Below are 15,476 nucleotides of genomic sequence, written 5' to 3' on the forward strand. Positions count from 1 at the left end.
AACGACGCTGCACGGACATCGAACTCGCATCGACCTGAGTTGTTCCGTTCATGGCTCGGATGGCCGCGCATCAAACCGCACGGAACAATCAGCCCCGACAGTGGTTCGGCCGAAGCGAGGTTCGGAGGACGTGATGAAGAATGAAAAGTTGGCCGTGGTGACGGGCGCCTCAAGCGGCATCGGCAAGGAACTCGCCAAACTGTGCGCCAAGGACGGCTACCACCTGATCATAGCCGCCGACGAGCCCGCGATCCAGCAGGCTGCCGCGGCGCTCGGTTCGCATGATGTGACCGTTGAAGCCATCGAGACCGATCTGGCGACCGAGGAGGGTGTCGATCGTTTGATCGCCGGGATCGGCGATCGCGATGTCGACCTGTTGTTCCTGAATGCCGGACGTGGGCTCGGCCGTGGTTTCGTCGATCAGGATTGGAAAAAAATCCGCCGCATCATCGACACCAACATCACCGGGACCGTCTATCTCGCGCATCAACTCGGAGCCAGGATGGCACGCCGCGGCCGAGGCCGCATCCTCTTCACAGGATCGATCGCTGGTTTCATGCCCGGCACTTTCCAGGCGGTCTACAACGGCACCAAGGCATTCATCGATTCCTTCTCGATCGCACTGCGTCATGAGTTGCAGGACACAGGGGTCACAGTCACCGTGCTGATGCCCGGGGCAACGCAGACGCGGTTCTTCGAACGCGCCGAAATGATGGATACCAAGGTCGGCACCGATGAGAAGGACAATCCCGCCGATGTCGCCAAAGCAGGCTACGAGGCGATGATGGACGGTGAGGAACAAATCATCAGCGGTTGGAAGAACAAGCTGCAGGTCGCCGCAGCGCATGTGACGCCGGCAGGCACGCTGGCCGAACAGCACCGCAAGATGGCCGAGCCGGGTTCGGCGTCCAAAGACTGACCTTCGGCCTTCAAGCAAACCCCAAAAAAATGTCCGGCGATCTTCTTCCAAGACAGGAGCACCATCATGAAAGCGCTCACATGGCACGGCAAAGGCGACATTCGATGCGATCAGGTGGCTGATCCCGCCATCGAGGATGATCGCGACGTCATCATCAAAGTCACCTGTTGCGCCATATGCGGCTCGGACTTGCATCTGATGAACGGATATATGCCGACGATGAAATCGGGCGATGTGCTCGGACACGAGACGATGGGCGAGGTCGTGGAAGTCGGCAGCGGCCATTCGAAGTTCAGAAAGGGCGACCGCATCGTGGTGCCTTTCAACATCTCATGCGGCGAGTGCTGGTTTTGCCAGAAGGGGCTGTTCTCGCTTTGCGACAGGTCCAATCCCAATGCCAAACAGGCTGCCGAAGTGATGGGACAATCCCCGGCTGGCCTGTTCGGCTATTCGCATCTGGTGGGCGGCTATTGGGGAGGGCAAGCCGAATATCTGCGCGTTCCTTTCGCCGACGTCGGTCCGATAAAGGTGCCCGAGGGAATGGACGACGAACAGGTGCTGTTCCTCTCCGACATCTTTCCAACCGGCTATATGGCAGCTGAAAACGCCGGCATCGAGCCAGGCGAAACCGTCGCCATCTGGGGTTGCGGTCCGGTTGGTCAGTTCGCCATCCAGAGCGCATGGATGCTCGGCGCCGGCCGCGTCATTGCCATAGACAAGGTGCCGGAGCGGCTGGCGATGGCTCGCGAGCACGGCAAGGCCGAGACGCTCGACTTCAGCAATTCCGATATCTACGACGCTTTGATGGCGATGACCGATGGCCGCGGTCCGGATCGCTGCATGGACTGTGTCGGGACCGAGTCGGATCCCGCCGCCAGTGCCGACTCCATGCTCGACAAGGTCAAGGCTGCCGTCTATCTCGGCACCGATAGGCCGCATGTATTGCGCGAAGCAATCTACTCCTGCCGCAAAGGCGGCACCATCTCGGTGCCCGGCGTCTATATCGGCCTCGTCGATCATATTCCGTTCGGCGCCGCCATGAACAAAGGACTGACCTTCCGGATGGGTCAGACGCACACGCAACGCTATCTCGAACCGCTCCTCGCCATGGTGCAGAAGGGCGACATCGATCCCTCCTTCGTGATCACGCACCGGGCAGACCTCGAAGCGGGACCGGACCTCTACAAGACGTTCCGTGACAAGCAGGATGGCTGCATCAAGGTGGTAATGCGACCGCATGGCTGAGATGTCGGCATCTCGCACCAGGTCTGCCCTGAGCAAGTTCGCTGCCGTGAACCGCAACGGACCCGTTGGCGATCTGGAACCTTCGATCGCGGCAGCGGTTGACCTGCAGAATTCACGGCGGCGAGACCGCCGTGCCCCACCGGCTGCAAAGGAAGGTGTTGCATGACCAATGAGAATTCCACATCCAAACCTAGCGTCCGGTCTCCGAACGCCGATGGTCTGCCGCACCCAAAGCGGGATGCCAATGGCACCGATGCCGGTGGCAAGCCGGAGACGCCGAAAACCGCAGGCACATCCCGGCCGTCGACCGCGCCGCTGGACAATCCGGTTGCCAATCGCAACGCCGGGCGGCCGCGTCAGGCGAGCACCACGCCTAGGCCGACGGACAAGCCCCTGGACTGATCGAAACCGGCCTCTTGAATTCATAACGAGTGTTTGTCGGGACGAAGCGATGCCAGGTCGGCCAGGGCGTTGAGAAGTGCAGCGTCGCCTGCCGGCTTCGGCACGAATTTGCAGTTTCGGAAGGGTGTGGGAACGTCGCGCGGCCCAAATCCGGTCATGAAGGCGAAGGGGATGCCGCGAGCCAGCAATGTTTCGGCCACGGGCAGACTTGTTTCACCGTTCAATTGAATGTCCAGCAGCGCCACGTCGGCTTTGCCTGCATCGATAAGCTGACGAGCCGCGGCGGCCGACGAGACCGGGCCGATCACCGGATAACCCGCCGCACGCAGGCGTGACGCGATGTCTTCGGCGATCAGCCATTCGTCCTCGACCACCAGAACGCGCGGCTTGTCGTCGCTCACGGCGCCTCCTTGTGGTTTGCCGGAAACGCGATCTGGACGCTGAGGCCGTCCTTGTGGAACGCGGTTTCGACGTGGCCGCCGAGCCTGTAACCGATTTCTCCCTGCAATAGGGTCAGGCCAAAGCCGTTGTCCAACGGCGCCTTTACAAGAGGGCCGTCCTTTTCTCGCCAGCCAAATGTGAAACTGTCGTCCTCGATCGACCATTGCACACTGACCTTGCCATCGGTTTTTGACAAAGCGCCGTATTTGGCCGCGTTGGTGGCCAGTTCATGAATGGCCATACTCAGGGAAAGCCCCTGTTGCGGACCTAGTTTGACATCCTCGCCATCGAGTTCGATCCGCTCGATGCCGAATGGTTCGAGCTCCTGCTGGAGCAATTCCCTGACCGAGGCTTCCTTCCATCTCTCCCGGGTAAGCAGGCCGTAGGCCCGCGACATGGCATGCAGGCGACCGATCAGCGCATCCGCGAACTCCTCCTTCGTATCAGAACTTTCCCGCGTGCGGCTTGCAATGCTGGCAATCACCGCAAGCATGTTCTTGACCCGGTGGTTGAGTTCCGAGATGAGCACCTGTTGATGCTCTTCCGCCTGTGCCAGCGTGGTGACATCGACAAGTGTCACCACCACGCCCTGGATCCTGTTGCCCTTGTCGCGATAGGGATTGATGCGGACCATGTGGAACAGGCCCCTGGCATCGCGTGCCAGATGGTGATTCAGGATCTCGCCCGTCTCGAACACCTTGTCGATGTGCTGCTTCAACTCGGGATAGTCGAGTTGGCTCGACAGATCCGTCAGCGGCCGGCCGACATCGGAGGGGCGCAGGCTGAAGAAAGATGACGCCGCCGGCGTGAAAGTGCGGACCACAAGGCTGCGGTCGAGGAAAATAGTCGCGATGTCGGTGCTTTCGAACAGGTTGCGCAGATCGCCGTTGGCGTGGTCGAGCTCTTCTATCTTGGCCGTCAACTCGGCATTGATCGTGTTGAGCTCCTCGTTGAGCGACTGCATCTCTTCCTTCGAGGCTTCGAGTTCCTCGTTGGTGGATTGCGCCTCCTCATTGACGGAGACGAGTTCCTCGTTCGACGATTTCACCTCCTCCAGCGCGGTCTCGTACTCCTCGATGGTCGATTGCAGGCGCTCTCTGGTATCGCGCAGTTCCCGCTCGAGATCGGCGGTGCTGTCACTGTCACGGCTGCCGCCATCTTCGTTGGACCGGGCCTGGGTCGGCCCCGACGGCTCGAAAAGGACAAGGTAGAGCGGCTCGCCATTGCCGCGTTCGGCGAGCGGCTCGATCGTCAGCCTGATCGGCTGGACCCGCTCGTCGTCTTCCTCCACGGTGAGGTTTTCCCGCACCACTGTGCGGCGCGTGGTCGTCGCTTCGCGCAGTGCGGCGCGGAGGTCCAGCCGCAACCCACGCCTTGCCATCGTCAGCAACTGCCGGCTGGGAATCCCTTGTGACGCTTCGAGATATCTGCCGGTCCTGGCCGAATAATAGACGACATCGCCGTCGGCGTTGACCAGGACATGCGGCGGCGCGAACCGTTCCAGCACCTGCGCCTCGACCGCCTGCCGCAGGGGATAGCCGACAAGTCCCTTCTTCGAGCCGGCACTTTCGGATGGGAAGACGTTGGAATGGCTTTCTCCGATCAGGGCCGGCAGTCTGATGTGCGGTGAGGCATGCTCCCGCGCCTGGAAGATGCGATGCTTCTTGTCGACGGTGGCGAACAGATCGTCGTGCTGCCCGACGCTTTCGGAGGTGCCGAGGAAAAGGTATCCGCCGGGCTTCAGCGCATAATGGAAGACAGGGATGACGCGATTTTGGATGGTCGGGCCGAAATAGATCAGCAGATTGCGGCAGGAGACCAGATCCATGCGCGAGAAGGGTGGATCGCGAATGACGCTGTGCGGCGAGAAGATGCACAGTTCGCGTATCTCATTGCTGAGGACATAGCTCTCGCCATCGCCGTTGAAAAACCGCTGCTTGCGTTCAGGAGAAAGACCTTGCAGCAAGGCTTCCGGATAGCGTGCCGCCCGCGCCACCGCCAGCGCCGGCTCGTCTATGTCGGTGGCGAATATCTGGACGCGCGGAACGACCGTAAGCGTCTCCATGTGTTCGCGCAGCAGGATGCCGATGGAGAACACCTCCTCGCCCGTGGCGCATCCCGGAACCCAGACCCTGACGGTGTCGCTGGCGGTCTTGCCTTCGAACAGGTCCGGTATGATCTTTCGCTCGAGCAACTCGAAGGCATCGGGGTCGCGAAAGAAGTTGGTGACGTTGATCAGCAGATCGCGAAAAAGGTTCATCACCTCGCGAGCATCCTTCTTCAGCCAGTCTATATAGCCGCTGATGGAATGGACCTGGGCGATCTGCATGCGTCGCTTCACGCGGCGCAGGAACGTCTTGGTCTTATAGCCCGAGAAGTCATGGCCGGAGTGGCTGCGCAGAATGGCGTAGATTTGTTCTCGCACCTTGTCGATGTCGGGCGTTTCATCGCCATCGTCTTCCGCCAACCCGTCCAGCGTGTCGAAGCCGCGGGCGAAAGCCTCCAGCTTCGCCCCGATCTCCTCGGCAGTCACTGCGACATCGACGAGCCCACTGGCAATAGCGCTCTGCGGCATGTCGGGATTGCGCGGCCCGTAGCCGTCCGGCGCTTGCGCGACGATAAACCCGCCCCGCTCCTTGATGGCCTTGGCGCCCAGGGTTCCATCGGAATCACCGCCCGACAGGATAACGCCGACGGCATATTCGCCCTGGTCTTCACCCAGTGCGCTGAAGAAGATATCGATGGGCTTGCGCTCCTGGGTAAGCCCATTGGGCCGACGCAGGTGCAGCACCCCCGATTCAATGGCCAATGTCACGTTTTGCGGCATCACATAGACGTGGTCAGGTTGAACCACCGTGCCATCCTCGACCACCGAAACAGGCATCTCGGTGTAGCGGCTGACAACCTCATGCAACAGACTCTCCCTGTTGGGGCTGAGATGCGTGATGATGACGAACGCCATGCCGGGCTGGCCGGTCACGCCCTTGAAAAGGCCCTCCATCGCGGGAATGCCGCCCGCGGACGCGCCTATGCCCACGATGGGAAATCTAGTCGATCGGGCAGTCACGGCATGTCCCCCTTTCGCCGACCCGACATGAAGTCTCCTCAAGGCCGGATCGAACAGGACACAACCATATAGCGCGCAAGACGGATGGAACAAGACGTCAGGGATGACGTTGAACCCGATATCAATGGTGGTTCAATGGCAAAACGATCTGCTGACATAAAACTCCCGACGCCGGTGGTATCAGGAGCGCCTGGATCGCTCGAAGGTTCCCATGCGGGGCCCGTCCCGGATCGCATGCTGACGCTTGCGAAACGGTTGCAGGCGGCCTTGGATGACAGAATTCGGAAAGCAAATCCTCTGCATTCTAACCTCCGTTCCAAGAAAGGATGACGACGTGCGCGACCTGCGGGGGCTGCATATTCTGATAGTCGAAGACGAATGGACGATGGCGGGAGATCTTGCGCGGTTTTTCAGCAATATGGGCGCCATAATCCTTGGTCCCGCTGCAACCGTCGAACAGGCTTCCAAACACACCGGGACGGCCGAAGCTGCAATCCTCGACGTCAATCTCAATGGCCGACGCGTGTTTCCAATCGCCGATGAGTTGATGCGCCGGGGTGTCCCCTTCGTGTTCTTCAGTGGCGATGACGACATCGCCATTCCCGATCATCTCCGCTACGCCAGCAATTTGCGGAAATCCTCGGGCAGCCAGGCGGTGTTCAACGCACTCTTTCCCCCGCAGGCATCGGGGCGGGCGACCCCCGGACCGGACCCGTCCGACGACGTCTTCGCGCTTTTGCCCAAACTGCGACTTGCGGCGCGCCTTTTGCTGGGAGACGTCGACGCATCGGATCGGCTCGTCGAGAGGACGCTCGAGCAAGCGATCCTGGATGTCGACCGCAGACAGCTTGGTCAATCCACTGAAAACTGGCTCAACGGCATCATGCGAGAGATGGCGAAAACCCGCGGCGCAAAACTGATGCATTAATTTTACCTTCCAAGGCCTCTCAGGCTGAAGTTCCAAGCCGCGGGGCCGTCATTGTTCACCACATCTCGAAAACTTGGCCGTACAGATAGGCCGCTTGACCGGCGTCATCAGCCCTTCTGATTGCGCTCGACGAATTTGTTGAAACGGCTGGCTTTCCCCTCACCGGTCTTGGCCTGATACAGAAAGGCCAGATCATTCTCGTCGAATATCCGGAAGAACTCGTCCCATTCGATGGGCTCGAATGCTTCCTCGGGCTCGCCGAAGTCGATCCGCAGTATACCGCCCTCGCCTTTGGTGCGCACCACCGCCGGCCGGCCGTCCCGCTCCTCGGCCCATTTGCGAATTTTGTCATGGTTGGTGGTCGTTTGCGACTGAGACATTGAAATCTCCTTTGATCGGCGTTGCCACATGGGACGCGCGGGCTGTCGGGCGTCCTAACAGCACAAGGGCGTCAATGTTCCAGCACAGCGCGGTGATCGCGGCGCCGGCTCCCAACGAAGCCGGCCAAAGGAACTTTGTTGAAGCAAAGGGAACAAACCTTTTGCCGAAAAGTTCGGGGCGCCGAGGTTACTTGTCTGAGGAGTCGTCGTGAAACGCATATTGGTTACAGGAGGCTGCGGCTTCATCGGCCGGCATGTCGCACAGGAACTCGTCGAGCAGGATTATTCGGTTCGCATCCTCGATGCCTTGCTGGAGCAGGTGCATGCGGGCGAAGCCGTCGCGCTTCCCGCCGGGACCGAGCTGATCAAGGGCGATGTCCGGGACCGGGAGGCGGTCGCCAATGCGCTGGAAGGCGTTGACGCGGTCATTCATCTGGCGGCGGAAGTCGGCGTCGGACAATCGATGTACGAGATCGCGCGCTATGTCGGCGCCAATGATCTCGGCACCGCAACGCTGCTCGAGGCGCTGATCAAGCACCCGGTCGAACGGATCGTCGTCGCCTCGTCGATGAGCGTCTATGGCGAAGGGCTCTATGCAACGCCAGACGGCCGGCGTATCGACAATGCTCGGCGCAAGGCGAGCGACATCAGGAGCGGGCAATGGAACCCGCTGTCGCCAGGTGGAGACGCCCTCTCGCCGCTGCCGACGGACGAAGAAAAGCCGGTCGATCTCGCCTCCATCTATGCGCTGACAAAATACGCCCAGGAACGCGCCGTGCTGATCTTCGGCGAGGCATATGGCATCGATGCGGTCGCGCTGCGCCTGTTCAATGTCTTCGGCGCCGGCCAGGCGTTGTCGAATCCCTATACCGGCGTGCTGGCCAACTTCGCTTCGCGTCTCGCCAACGGCCAACGGCCAATGATCTTCGAGGATGGCGAACAGAAGCGCGATTTCGTCCATGTGCAGGACGTCGCCCGCGCCTTTCGCCTTGCTCTGCAGCAACGCCAGGCAAAGGGTCATGTCATCAACATCGGCAGCGGCCGCGCCTACGCGATCAGCGAAGTCGCGCGATTGCTGGCCGAGGCCATGGGGACACCGAGCCGCTCGCCGGAACTGCTCGGCAAAGCCCGCTCCGGCGATATCCGCAACTGCTTCGCCGATATTTCCAAGGCCCGTGAGCTGCTCGGTTTCGAGCCGGTGCGGCAACTGGAGAATTCGCTCGGCGAGTTCGTTTCCTGGGTGCGTAACACGTCCGCCGTCGACCGCGGCGCCGACATGAAGCGCGAGCTCGAAGAACGCGGGTTGGTCTCATGAACACACGCAATCGACGCGACGCGCCGGTCGCCATCATCGGCGGCAGCGGCTTCATAGGATCGAACCTCGCCGACAGCCTGTTGTCGGATGGCGAGCCGGTACTGGTGATCGACAATCTCAGCCGTCCGGGCGTCGAGCAGAACCTTGAATGGCTGGCGCAAAAACACGGCGGTCGCCTCACGGTGGAGACGGTCGACGTGCGAGACGCCAACGCCCTGGCGCCTGTCTTGATGGTTTCGAAGGCAATTTTCCATCTGGCCGCGCAAACCGCCGTCACCACAAGCCTGGTCCAGCCGGGCGAGGATTTCGACATCAACCTTCGGGGAACGTTCAACGTTCTGGAGGCGGCACGACTGAGCGGCGAGCGTATCCCGGTGATCTTCGCCAGCACCAACAAGGTCTATGGCAGCCTGCCTGACGTCGCGGTCCGCGAGGACGGCGATCGCTATGTGCCTTGCGACAGCGTCATCCAAGCGCACGGCATCGATGAGGCTCGGGGCCTGGACTTCTGCACGCCCTACGGTTGCTCCAAAGGCGCGGCGGATCAGTATGTGCTCGACTATGCCAAATCCTACGGCATGCCGACGGCGGTGCTGCGGATGAGCTGCATCTATGGACCGCGCCAGTTCGGAACCGAGGACCAGGGCTGGGTCGCACACTTCCTGCTCAGCGCGCTGACGGGACGCCCAATCACCATTTACGGCGACGGCAGGCAAGTGCGCGATATCCTGCATGTCTCCGATGCCGTTGCCGCCTACAGGGCCGTGCTCGATCGCATCGAGACCATCAAAGGCCAGGCATTCAATCTTGGCGGCGGCCCGGAAAATGCGGTCAGCCTGCGCAGGCTGTTGAGCGAGATCCGTAGCCTGACCGGCCATGAGCTTTCAATCCGCCATGATGGGGAACGCACCGGCGACCAGCCCTTCTTCGTCGCCGACACCCGCAAGATCAAAACCGCGCTTGGCTGGATGGCCCATGTTTCATGGCGCGAAGGCGTCCGCGACCTCGCCGACTGGCTGCAGCGCCATCGGCTCGAGCCTCGCCCTGAAGCCGTGAGGTACGTCGCATGAAAATCGCTTTGGTAAACCCATTCTGGACCTACGACGACAGCATCTATTTCGGCTGCCGCCAACCACATCTGCCGCTGGAACTCGGCTATTCGAAGGCCCTGCTCGAAGCCGCCGGACATGAGGTGCTGATGCTGGATGGGCAGTTGCAGAGGCTCGATAATTCCGGTCTCTGCGAGCGGGTGGCTGATTTCGCCCCGGCTATGACCGTCGTCAGTACCGCCCCGACCTATCTGTTCTGGCGCTGCGCACCGCCGGAATTGCGTGTGCCGGCCGATTTCCTCAACCGTCTCGCCGGGCGCGGTGGACGCACGGTCGCGGTCGGGCCGCACGGCTCGGCGACGCCCGCGCCGACCTTGCGCAAGCTCGGCGTCGACATCGTCGTGCGCGGCGAATGTGAAGAAGTCGTCGAGCAACTTGCCCGGCGCGACGATTGGAGCGCCGTGCCCTCAACCGCTTATCTGCGGGATGCCAGGGTGGTTTCGAACGGCGGCGTCCACGCCAGCTCGTTTGTCGATCATCCGCCACTCGAATGGCCAGCGGACTGGATCGCAGCCCATTCGCATCACCATCACAGGTTTGACGACAATCAGGTGGGGTTCGGTGCGGAAGTCGAGGCATCGCGCGGCTGTCCCTACAATTGCAGCTTCTGCGCCAAGATCGATTTCCGTGATGCCTATCGCCGTCGAAACCACGAAGCGGTGGTGGCGGAGATCGATCGGCTGATTGCCCAAGGTGTCGGCTACATCTACTTCATCGACGAGATCTTCCTGCCGCAAAAAGCGTTGCTGGAAGCCTTGGTCGATCGCGACGTGAAATTCGGCGTACAGACCCGCATCGATCTGTGGAAGCCCGAGCTGCTGGAATTGCTGGGCGCCGCGGGCTGCGTCTCCATCGAGGCCGGTCTCGAAAGCCTGACCGTCGAAGGTCGGGCAATGCTGGCCAAGCGCTGCCGGCTGGGTACCGAGGAACTCGCCGCGCTGCTCGTCGATGCCAGACGTCACGTTCCATTCGTTCAGGCCAATCTGATCGGCGTGGTCGAGGATGATCCCGCCCTGGTCGAGCACTGGCGAACCCACCTGATCGACCACGGCGTATGGGCTAACGAACCTGTGCCGCTTTATCCGTATCCGAGTTCGCCCAGCTACCGCGAGCTTTGGGGCGAACCCGACGACCTTGCTTGGGAACGCGCCCATGACCACTACCTCGCATCTTTCCAGAAATTCAGTGACATCCAGGAGAGGCGGCCGCGGCCGCTGGCGGAACTGGAGGCGACATGTTGCGGACACTGACGCCGCGCTCGCGGCGCATCCTGATGACCGTCGATGCCGTGGGCGGCGTATGGCGCTATGCCCTCGATCTGGCAGGGGAACTTGTGAACGGCGGCGACAGCGTGGTGCTTGCCGGCCTCGGTCCGCAACCGTCGAGGCAGCAGGCCGAGGAGGCGGAGGCTTTCACGACGCTGATCTGGTTGAATACGCCGCCGGATTGGATGACCCGCAGCGGCGGCGACCTCGACGCGCTGCCGCGGGAATTGCTTGCGCCCATGCGCGACCACGCCATCGACCTAGTCCATTTCAACGCGCCGACGCAGGCATCGGGATTCGATGCGCCATGCCCAGCCGTGGTGGTCTCCCATTCCTGCGTGACGACATGGTTCCACGCCGTCAGGAAACAGGCGGTGGATGGCGCATGGGCTTGGCAGAAGGAGCGCAACAGGCGCGGCTTGGATCGGGCCGACGCAGTCATCGTGCCGAGCCGCAGCCATGCCGACATGCTTGAGACCTGCTATGGCCCGATCGCGCGTCTGAGTGTGGTCGGAAATAGTGCAAGTCCGGTGCCGAAGACCGAAAAGCGCCAACCGTTCGTCTTCGCCGCTGCCCGCTGGTGGGACGAGGGCAAGAATGCGGCGGTGATCGACCAGGCCGCGTCGCTGACGCAATGGCCCGTTTTTGCCGCCGGTTCGATGCACGGTCCCAACGGCGGGCGTACCAGCTTCAGCTATGCTGTTCCTCTGGGAGCACTGCCGTCTCACGAGGTGCGCTCCTTGATGGCGCGCGCCGGCATTTTCGTGTCGCCATCAATCTATGAGCCATTCGGTCTGGCCGCGCTGGAAGCTGCCATGTCGGCGACGCCCCTGGTGCTTTCCGACATCGCAACCTATCGCGAACTATGGGACGAGGCCGCGATGTTCTTTGACGCGCGCAATCCGCACGACCTCGCTGCCTGCCTCAATCGTCTCTCCAGCGATGCCGAGCTCAGGCGAGAGCTCGGCCAGGCAGCCCTGCGACGAAGCCGCCGGTTTACACTGGCCAGGCAAGCGGCGGCCATGCGAGGCATCTACGACAAGGCGGCCCTGGCCATGGCGGGGCGCTGACCATGCGCTTTCTGTTCTACACCCACTCGGTCGTTTCCGACTGGAACCACGGCAATGCCCATTTCCTGCGCGGTATCATGCGGGAACTGGTCGCGCGCCGGCACCAGGCGGTCGCGCTGGAGCCGTCCGACGGCTGGAGCCGTTCGAACCTGCTGGCTGAGAAGGGATCCTTCGCCATCGAACGCTTCCGCAAGGATTTCCCAGAACTGATGCCGGTGACCTATGATGCCGGGTTCGATCACGAGGCCTGGATCGCTGAGGCCGACGTTGTGATCGTTCATGAGTGGACGGATCCGGAGCTTGTCGCACGTATCGGCCGTGCCCGGGCCGCTGGCGGCAACTTCATCCTTCTGTTTCATGACACCCACCACCGGGCGGTATCGGCGACCGAGGCAATCTCGGCGCTGCGGTTGGAGCACTATGACGGCGTTCTCGCCTTTGGCGAGGCCTTGCGCGAGAGCTATCTGCGCGCCGGCTGGGGCAAGCGCGTCTTCACTTGGCATGAAGCCGCGGACGATCGCCTGTTCAAGCCACACCCGGAGATCCACTCCACGTCCGATCTGGTCTGGATTGGAAACTGGGGCGACGATGAGAGGACCGCCGAACTCAAAGAGTTTCTAATCGAGCCGGTACACGATCTCGGTCTCGATGCCACCGTGCACGGCGTACGCTACCCCAAGCCCGCACTTGCGGATCTGGCCACCGCCGGACTGCGCTATGACGGATGGATCGCCAATGCCGACGTGCCGAAGGCGTTCGCCGCGCATCGTGTCACCGTCCACATCCCGCGGCGCCCCTATCGTGAGGGTTTGCCTGGAATTCCGACGATCCGCATGTTCGAGGCACTCGCCTGCGGCATTCCGCTGATTTCAGCACCATGGTCCGATGTCGAGCAGCTGTTCAGGCCCGGCGTCGACTTCCTGTTCGCCCACAATGGCTCGCAAATGCGGCAACACCTGCGGGCGGTGTTGGCCGATGCGGATTTCGCGGCTTCCCTGGTGACTTCGGGTCTCGAGACCATCCGCTCGCGGCACACCTGCCAGCACCGCGTCGACGAGTTGTTCGGCGTGCTCATGGAATGCACAACCGAACATACCATCAACAAGACCACCGCAAAGGAAGCCGCCGCATGAAGATGGCATTCTATGGATCGAGCCTCTTGTCGTCCTACTGGAACGGTGCCGCGACCTACTATCGCGGCTTGCTGAAGGCGCTTGCCCAATTGGGCTACGAAATCACCTTCTATGAGCCCGACGTCTACGACCGGCAGAAGAACCGCGACATCGAGGCCCCTGACTGGTGCACTGTGGTCGTTTATGAAGCGACCCAGCACGCGTTGATGCAGGTCGCGGCACGCGCCGCCAGCGCCGACATCGTCGTCAAGGCGAGTGGCGTCGGTTTCGAGGACGAGGCGCTGCTGCGCGCCGTTCTCGACCATGCCCGCAGCGACGCGCTGGTGGTATTCTGGGACGTGGACGCTCCGGCAACCCTTGCCCAGCTGCGCGACGAACCGGACCATCCGCTCCATGGCGCCCTGCAAGAAATCGACCTTGTGCTGACCTATGGCGGCGGCGACCCCGTCGTCTGGGCCTACCGTGCCATGGGGGCGAACGAATGCGTGCCGATTTACAATGCGCTCGATCCCCAAACGCACCACCCGGTCGCCAGCAATGCGCGTTTCGCTTGCGATCTGGCGTTCCTCGGCAACCGGCTGCCGGATCGTGAGGCGCGTGTCGAAGCATTCTTCCTCGATCCCGTAAGCCAGCTGCCGAAACAGCGCTTTCTGCTCGGCGGATCGGGCTGGGGGGACAAGCCGCTTCCCGCCAATGTCGGCTGGCTCGGTCACGTTGGCACCCGCGATCATAATGCCTTCAACGTCACTCCCAAGGCCGTGCTGAACATCAGTCGCGACAGCATGGCCGTAAACGGTTTTTCACCGGCCACGCGTGTCTTCGAGGCGGCCGGCGCCGGTGCCTGCCTCATCACCGACGCATGGCTGGGCGTGGAACTGTTCCTGAAACCAGACGAGGAGATCCTGGTGGCACGGGACGGCGGCGATGTCGCCGAGATCATGCGCTCGCTGACCTCCAGTCGGGCGAAGGCAATCGGCCAGGCCGCACTTTGCCGCGTGCTGGCCGACCATACCTACGCGCTGCGGGCGGACGTGGCCGATGCCGTCTTCAAACGTCATTTCGAGCAGGGGACCGTGGAGGCAGCGGAATGACCAAGCAATTGGACATCGTCTTTCTCGGCCTGTCGCTGTCCTCGTCCTGGGGAAACGGCCACGCCACGACGTTTCGAGGCCTGCTGAAAGGTCTGCACGAACTCGGCCACCGCGTGACCTTTCTGGAGCGAGACGTGCCGTGGTACGCCAACCACCGCGATCTGCGAGATCCGGATTTCTGCGCCTTGCGCTACTACGAAACCACTGCGGAGTTGCAAAGCGACTACGCCCGGTGCCTGGAGCAGGCCGACATTGTCGTCATGGGCTCCTTCGTGCCGGAAGGGCGCGTGGTCATCGACATCGTCGCTTCATTTTGCAAAGGGCGCTTCTGCTTCTACGACATCGACACGCCGGTAACCGTGGCGCAGCTTTCAGCCGATGATTGCGATTACCTGAGCTGGCGGCAGATTCCGTATTTTGATGTCTACTTCTCGTTCACCGGCGGGCCGATGCTTGGCCGTCTGGTGGAGGAGTTCGGCGCGCGCCGCGCCGAACCGCTCTACTGCTCGGTCGACCCGGAACGGCACCACCGGACCGGCGATCCGATCCGCTGGGATCTCGGCTATCTCGGCACCTACAGTGCCGACCGGCAGGCAACGCTGAACGCGCTGCTGCTCGAACCAGCACGGCGTATGCCGGACCGCCGTTTCGTCGTAGCCGGCTCGCAATACCCATCCGACATCACCTGGCCGGACAATGTCGAACGCATCGAACATTTGCCGCCGGCCGATCATGCCGCGTTCTACAGCCGTCAGCGTTACACGCTGAACGTCACACGCAGTTCCATGATCGCTGCCGGATGGTCACCCAGTGTGCGCCTGTTCGAAGCGGCTGCTTGCGGCACGCCCATCATCAGCGATCGCTGGCCAGGGCTCGACAGCTTCTTTCCCGCATCGGCGATCCACAACGCCGGGGAAACGGACGATGTCATCGAAATCCTCTTCGGCGAGTCCGAGCGCACACGCCTCGCCATGGCCCGCCGGGCCCGCGAACGCGTCCTCGCATCCCACACCGGTGCGGCCAGAGCGCGCGAATTCGTGACGGCGTTGACACAGCCAAGGGCGGCGGCCCTCGATTTCGACATCGGAAGCGCAGCATGACCGGCATACAG

Annotated in this window: 14 protein-coding genes; 11 read left to right on the forward strand and 3 right to left on the reverse strand. The window is 62.0% G+C overall.

All coding sequences use genetic code 11. The annotated features are described in order from the left end of the window. Positions 1 to 133 precede the first annotated feature (133 nt). From NP945_RS25835 to NP945_RS25845, 3 genes are all read left to right on the forward strand, one after another. Complete coding sequence (locus NP945_RS25835; RefSeq protein ID WP_256747915.1) at positions 134 to 919, forward strand: SDR family oxidoreductase; 786 nt, start codon at positions 134 to 136, stop codon at positions 917 to 919. A 66-nt stretch (positions 920 to 985) separates the two neighbouring features. Continuing rightward, positions 986 to 2,164 carry a zinc-dependent alcohol dehydrogenase gene (locus tag NP945_RS25840; protein WP_256747916.1) on the forward strand — a complete coding sequence of 393 codons (1,179 nt, stop codon included), beginning with the start codon at positions 986 to 988 and terminating at the stop codon, positions 2,162 to 2,164. A 162-nt stretch (positions 2,165 to 2,326) separates the two neighbouring features. After that, on the forward strand, positions 2,327 to 2,566 hold the full coding sequence (locus NP945_RS25845) for a hypothetical protein (protein ID WP_256747917.1): 240 nt from the start codon (positions 2,327 to 2,329) through the stop codon (positions 2,564 to 2,566). Between the two features lie 20 nt (positions 2,567 to 2,586). Here NP945_RS25845 and NP945_RS25850 read toward each other — a convergent pair whose 3' ends face one another. Then, on the reverse strand, positions 2,587 to 2,967 hold the full coding sequence (locus NP945_RS25850; RefSeq protein ID WP_256747918.1) for a response regulator: 381 nt from the start codon (positions 2,965 to 2,967) through the stop codon (positions 2,587 to 2,589). Continuing rightward, positions 2,964 to 6,074 carry a CheR family methyltransferase gene (locus tag NP945_RS25855; protein ID WP_256747919.1) on the reverse strand — a complete coding sequence of 1,037 codons (3,111 nt, stop codon included), beginning with the start codon at positions 6,072 to 6,074 and terminating at the stop codon, positions 2,964 to 2,966. Before NP945_RS25855 ends, NP945_RS25850 begins: the two co-directional genes overlap by 4 nt. A gap of 271 nt (positions 6,075 to 6,345) precedes the next feature. On the opposite strand from NP945_RS25855, the gene NP945_RS25860 reads away from it, so the two are divergent. After that, positions 6,346 to 7,002 carry a response regulator gene (locus NP945_RS25860; RefSeq protein WP_128307629.1) on the forward strand — a complete coding sequence of 219 codons (657 nt, stop codon included), beginning with the start codon at positions 6,346 to 6,348 and terminating at the stop codon, positions 7,000 to 7,002. 107 nt (positions 7,003 to 7,109) lie between these two features. On the opposite strand, the gene NP945_RS25865 is transcribed toward NP945_RS25860, so the two are convergent. Beyond that, complete coding sequence (locus tag NP945_RS25865) at positions 7,110 to 7,382, reverse strand: hypothetical protein (protein WP_256747920.1); 273 nt, start codon at positions 7,380 to 7,382, stop codon at positions 7,110 to 7,112. 208 nt (positions 7,383 to 7,590) lie between these two features. Here NP945_RS25865 and NP945_RS25870 point away from each other — a divergent pair, with 208 nt between their 5' ends. From NP945_RS25870 to NP945_RS25900, 7 genes are read left to right on the forward strand one after another with little or no spacing between them, the layout of a single operon-like run. Continuing rightward, complete coding sequence (locus NP945_RS25870; protein ID WP_256747921.1) at positions 7,591 to 8,697, forward strand: SDR family NAD(P)-dependent oxidoreductase; 1,107 nt, start codon at positions 7,591 to 7,593, stop codon at positions 8,695 to 8,697. Then, positions 8,694 to 9,767, forward strand: a complete 1,074-nt coding sequence (locus tag NP945_RS25875; RefSeq protein WP_256747922.1) for an NAD-dependent epimerase/dehydratase family protein — start codon at positions 8,694 to 8,696, stop codon at positions 9,765 to 9,767. The genes NP945_RS25870 and NP945_RS25875 overlap by 4 nt, the downstream gene beginning before the upstream one ends. Continuing rightward, positions 9,764 to 11,056 (forward strand): TIGR04295 family B12-binding domain-containing radical SAM protein, encoded by a 1,293-nt coding sequence (locus NP945_RS25880; protein ID WP_127320997.1) that lies wholly within the window; start codon positions 9,764 to 9,766, stop codon positions 11,054 to 11,056. Before NP945_RS25875 ends, NP945_RS25880 begins: the two co-directional genes overlap by 4 nt. Further along, a complete protein-coding gene (locus tag NP945_RS25885; RefSeq protein WP_256747923.1) occupies positions 11,041 to 12,141 on the forward strand; it encodes a glycosyltransferase family 4 protein in 1,101 nt (366 codons plus the stop codon). Before NP945_RS25880 ends, NP945_RS25885 begins: the two co-directional genes overlap by 16 nt. A gap of 2 nt (positions 12,142 to 12,143) precedes the next feature. Then, the gene (locus NP945_RS25890; RefSeq protein WP_256747924.1) at positions 12,144 to 13,274 is read left to right on the forward strand and encodes a glycosyltransferase; all 1,131 of its coding nucleotides are present in this window, start codon (positions 12,144 to 12,146) and stop codon (positions 13,272 to 13,274) included. Then, positions 13,271 to 14,365: a glycosyltransferase gene (locus NP945_RS25895; RefSeq protein WP_256747925.1), complete on the forward strand. Its 1,095-nt coding sequence runs from the start codon at positions 13,271 to 13,273 to the stop codon at positions 14,363 to 14,365. The genes NP945_RS25890 and NP945_RS25895 overlap by 4 nt, the downstream gene beginning before the upstream one ends. Next, positions 14,362 to 15,465 carry a glycosyltransferase gene (locus tag NP945_RS25900; RefSeq protein WP_127268455.1) on the forward strand — a complete coding sequence of 368 codons (1,104 nt, stop codon included), beginning with the start codon at positions 14,362 to 14,364 and terminating at the stop codon, positions 15,463 to 15,465. Before NP945_RS25895 ends, NP945_RS25900 begins: the two co-directional genes overlap by 4 nt. Positions 15,466 to 15,476 lie beyond the last annotated feature (11 nt).

Origin of the sequence: Mesorhizobium sp. LMG17149, assembly GCF_024518695.1 — a bacterium.
Lineage (GTDB): Bacteria > Pseudomonadota > Alphaproteobacteria > Rhizobiales > Rhizobiaceae > Mesorhizobium.

Coding starts and splice junctions, on each gene's coding strand:
- NP945_RS25840 (WP_256747916.1), top strand. CDS start 986: ATGAAAGCGCTCACATGGCACGGCAAAGGCGACATTCGATGCGATCAG.
- NP945_RS25875 (WP_256747922.1), top strand. CDS start 8,694: ATGAACACACGCAATCGACGCGACGCGCCGGTCGCCATCATCGGCGGC.
- NP945_RS25835 (WP_256747915.1), top strand. CDS start 134: ATGAAGAATGAAAAGTTGGCCGTGGTGACGGGCGCCTCAAGCGGCATC.
- NP945_RS25860 (WP_128307629.1), top strand. CDS start 6,346: ATGACAGAATTCGGAAAGCAAATCCTCTGCATTCTAACCTCCGTTCCA.
- NP945_RS25895 (WP_256747925.1), top strand. CDS start 13,271: ATGAAGATGGCATTCTATGGATCGAGCCTCTTGTCGTCCTACTGGAAC.
- NP945_RS25890 (WP_256747924.1), top strand. CDS start 12,144: ATGCGCTTTCTGTTCTACACCCACTCGGTCGTTTCCGACTGGAACCAC.
- NP945_RS25865 (WP_256747920.1), bottom strand. CDS start 7,382: ATGTCTCAGTCGCAAACGACCACCAACCATGACAAAATTCGCAAATGG.
- NP945_RS25845 (WP_256747917.1), top strand. CDS start 2,327: ATGACCAATGAGAATTCCACATCCAAACCTAGCGTCCGGTCTCCGAAC.
- NP945_RS25880 (WP_127320997.1), top strand. CDS start 9,764: ATGAAAATCGCTTTGGTAAACCCATTCTGGACCTACGACGACAGCATC.
- NP945_RS25900 (WP_127268455.1), top strand. CDS start 14,362: ATGACCAAGCAATTGGACATCGTCTTTCTCGGCCTGTCGCTGTCCTCG.
- NP945_RS25885 (WP_256747923.1), top strand. CDS start 11,041: ATGTTGCGGACACTGACGCCGCGCTCGCGGCGCATCCTGATGACCGTC.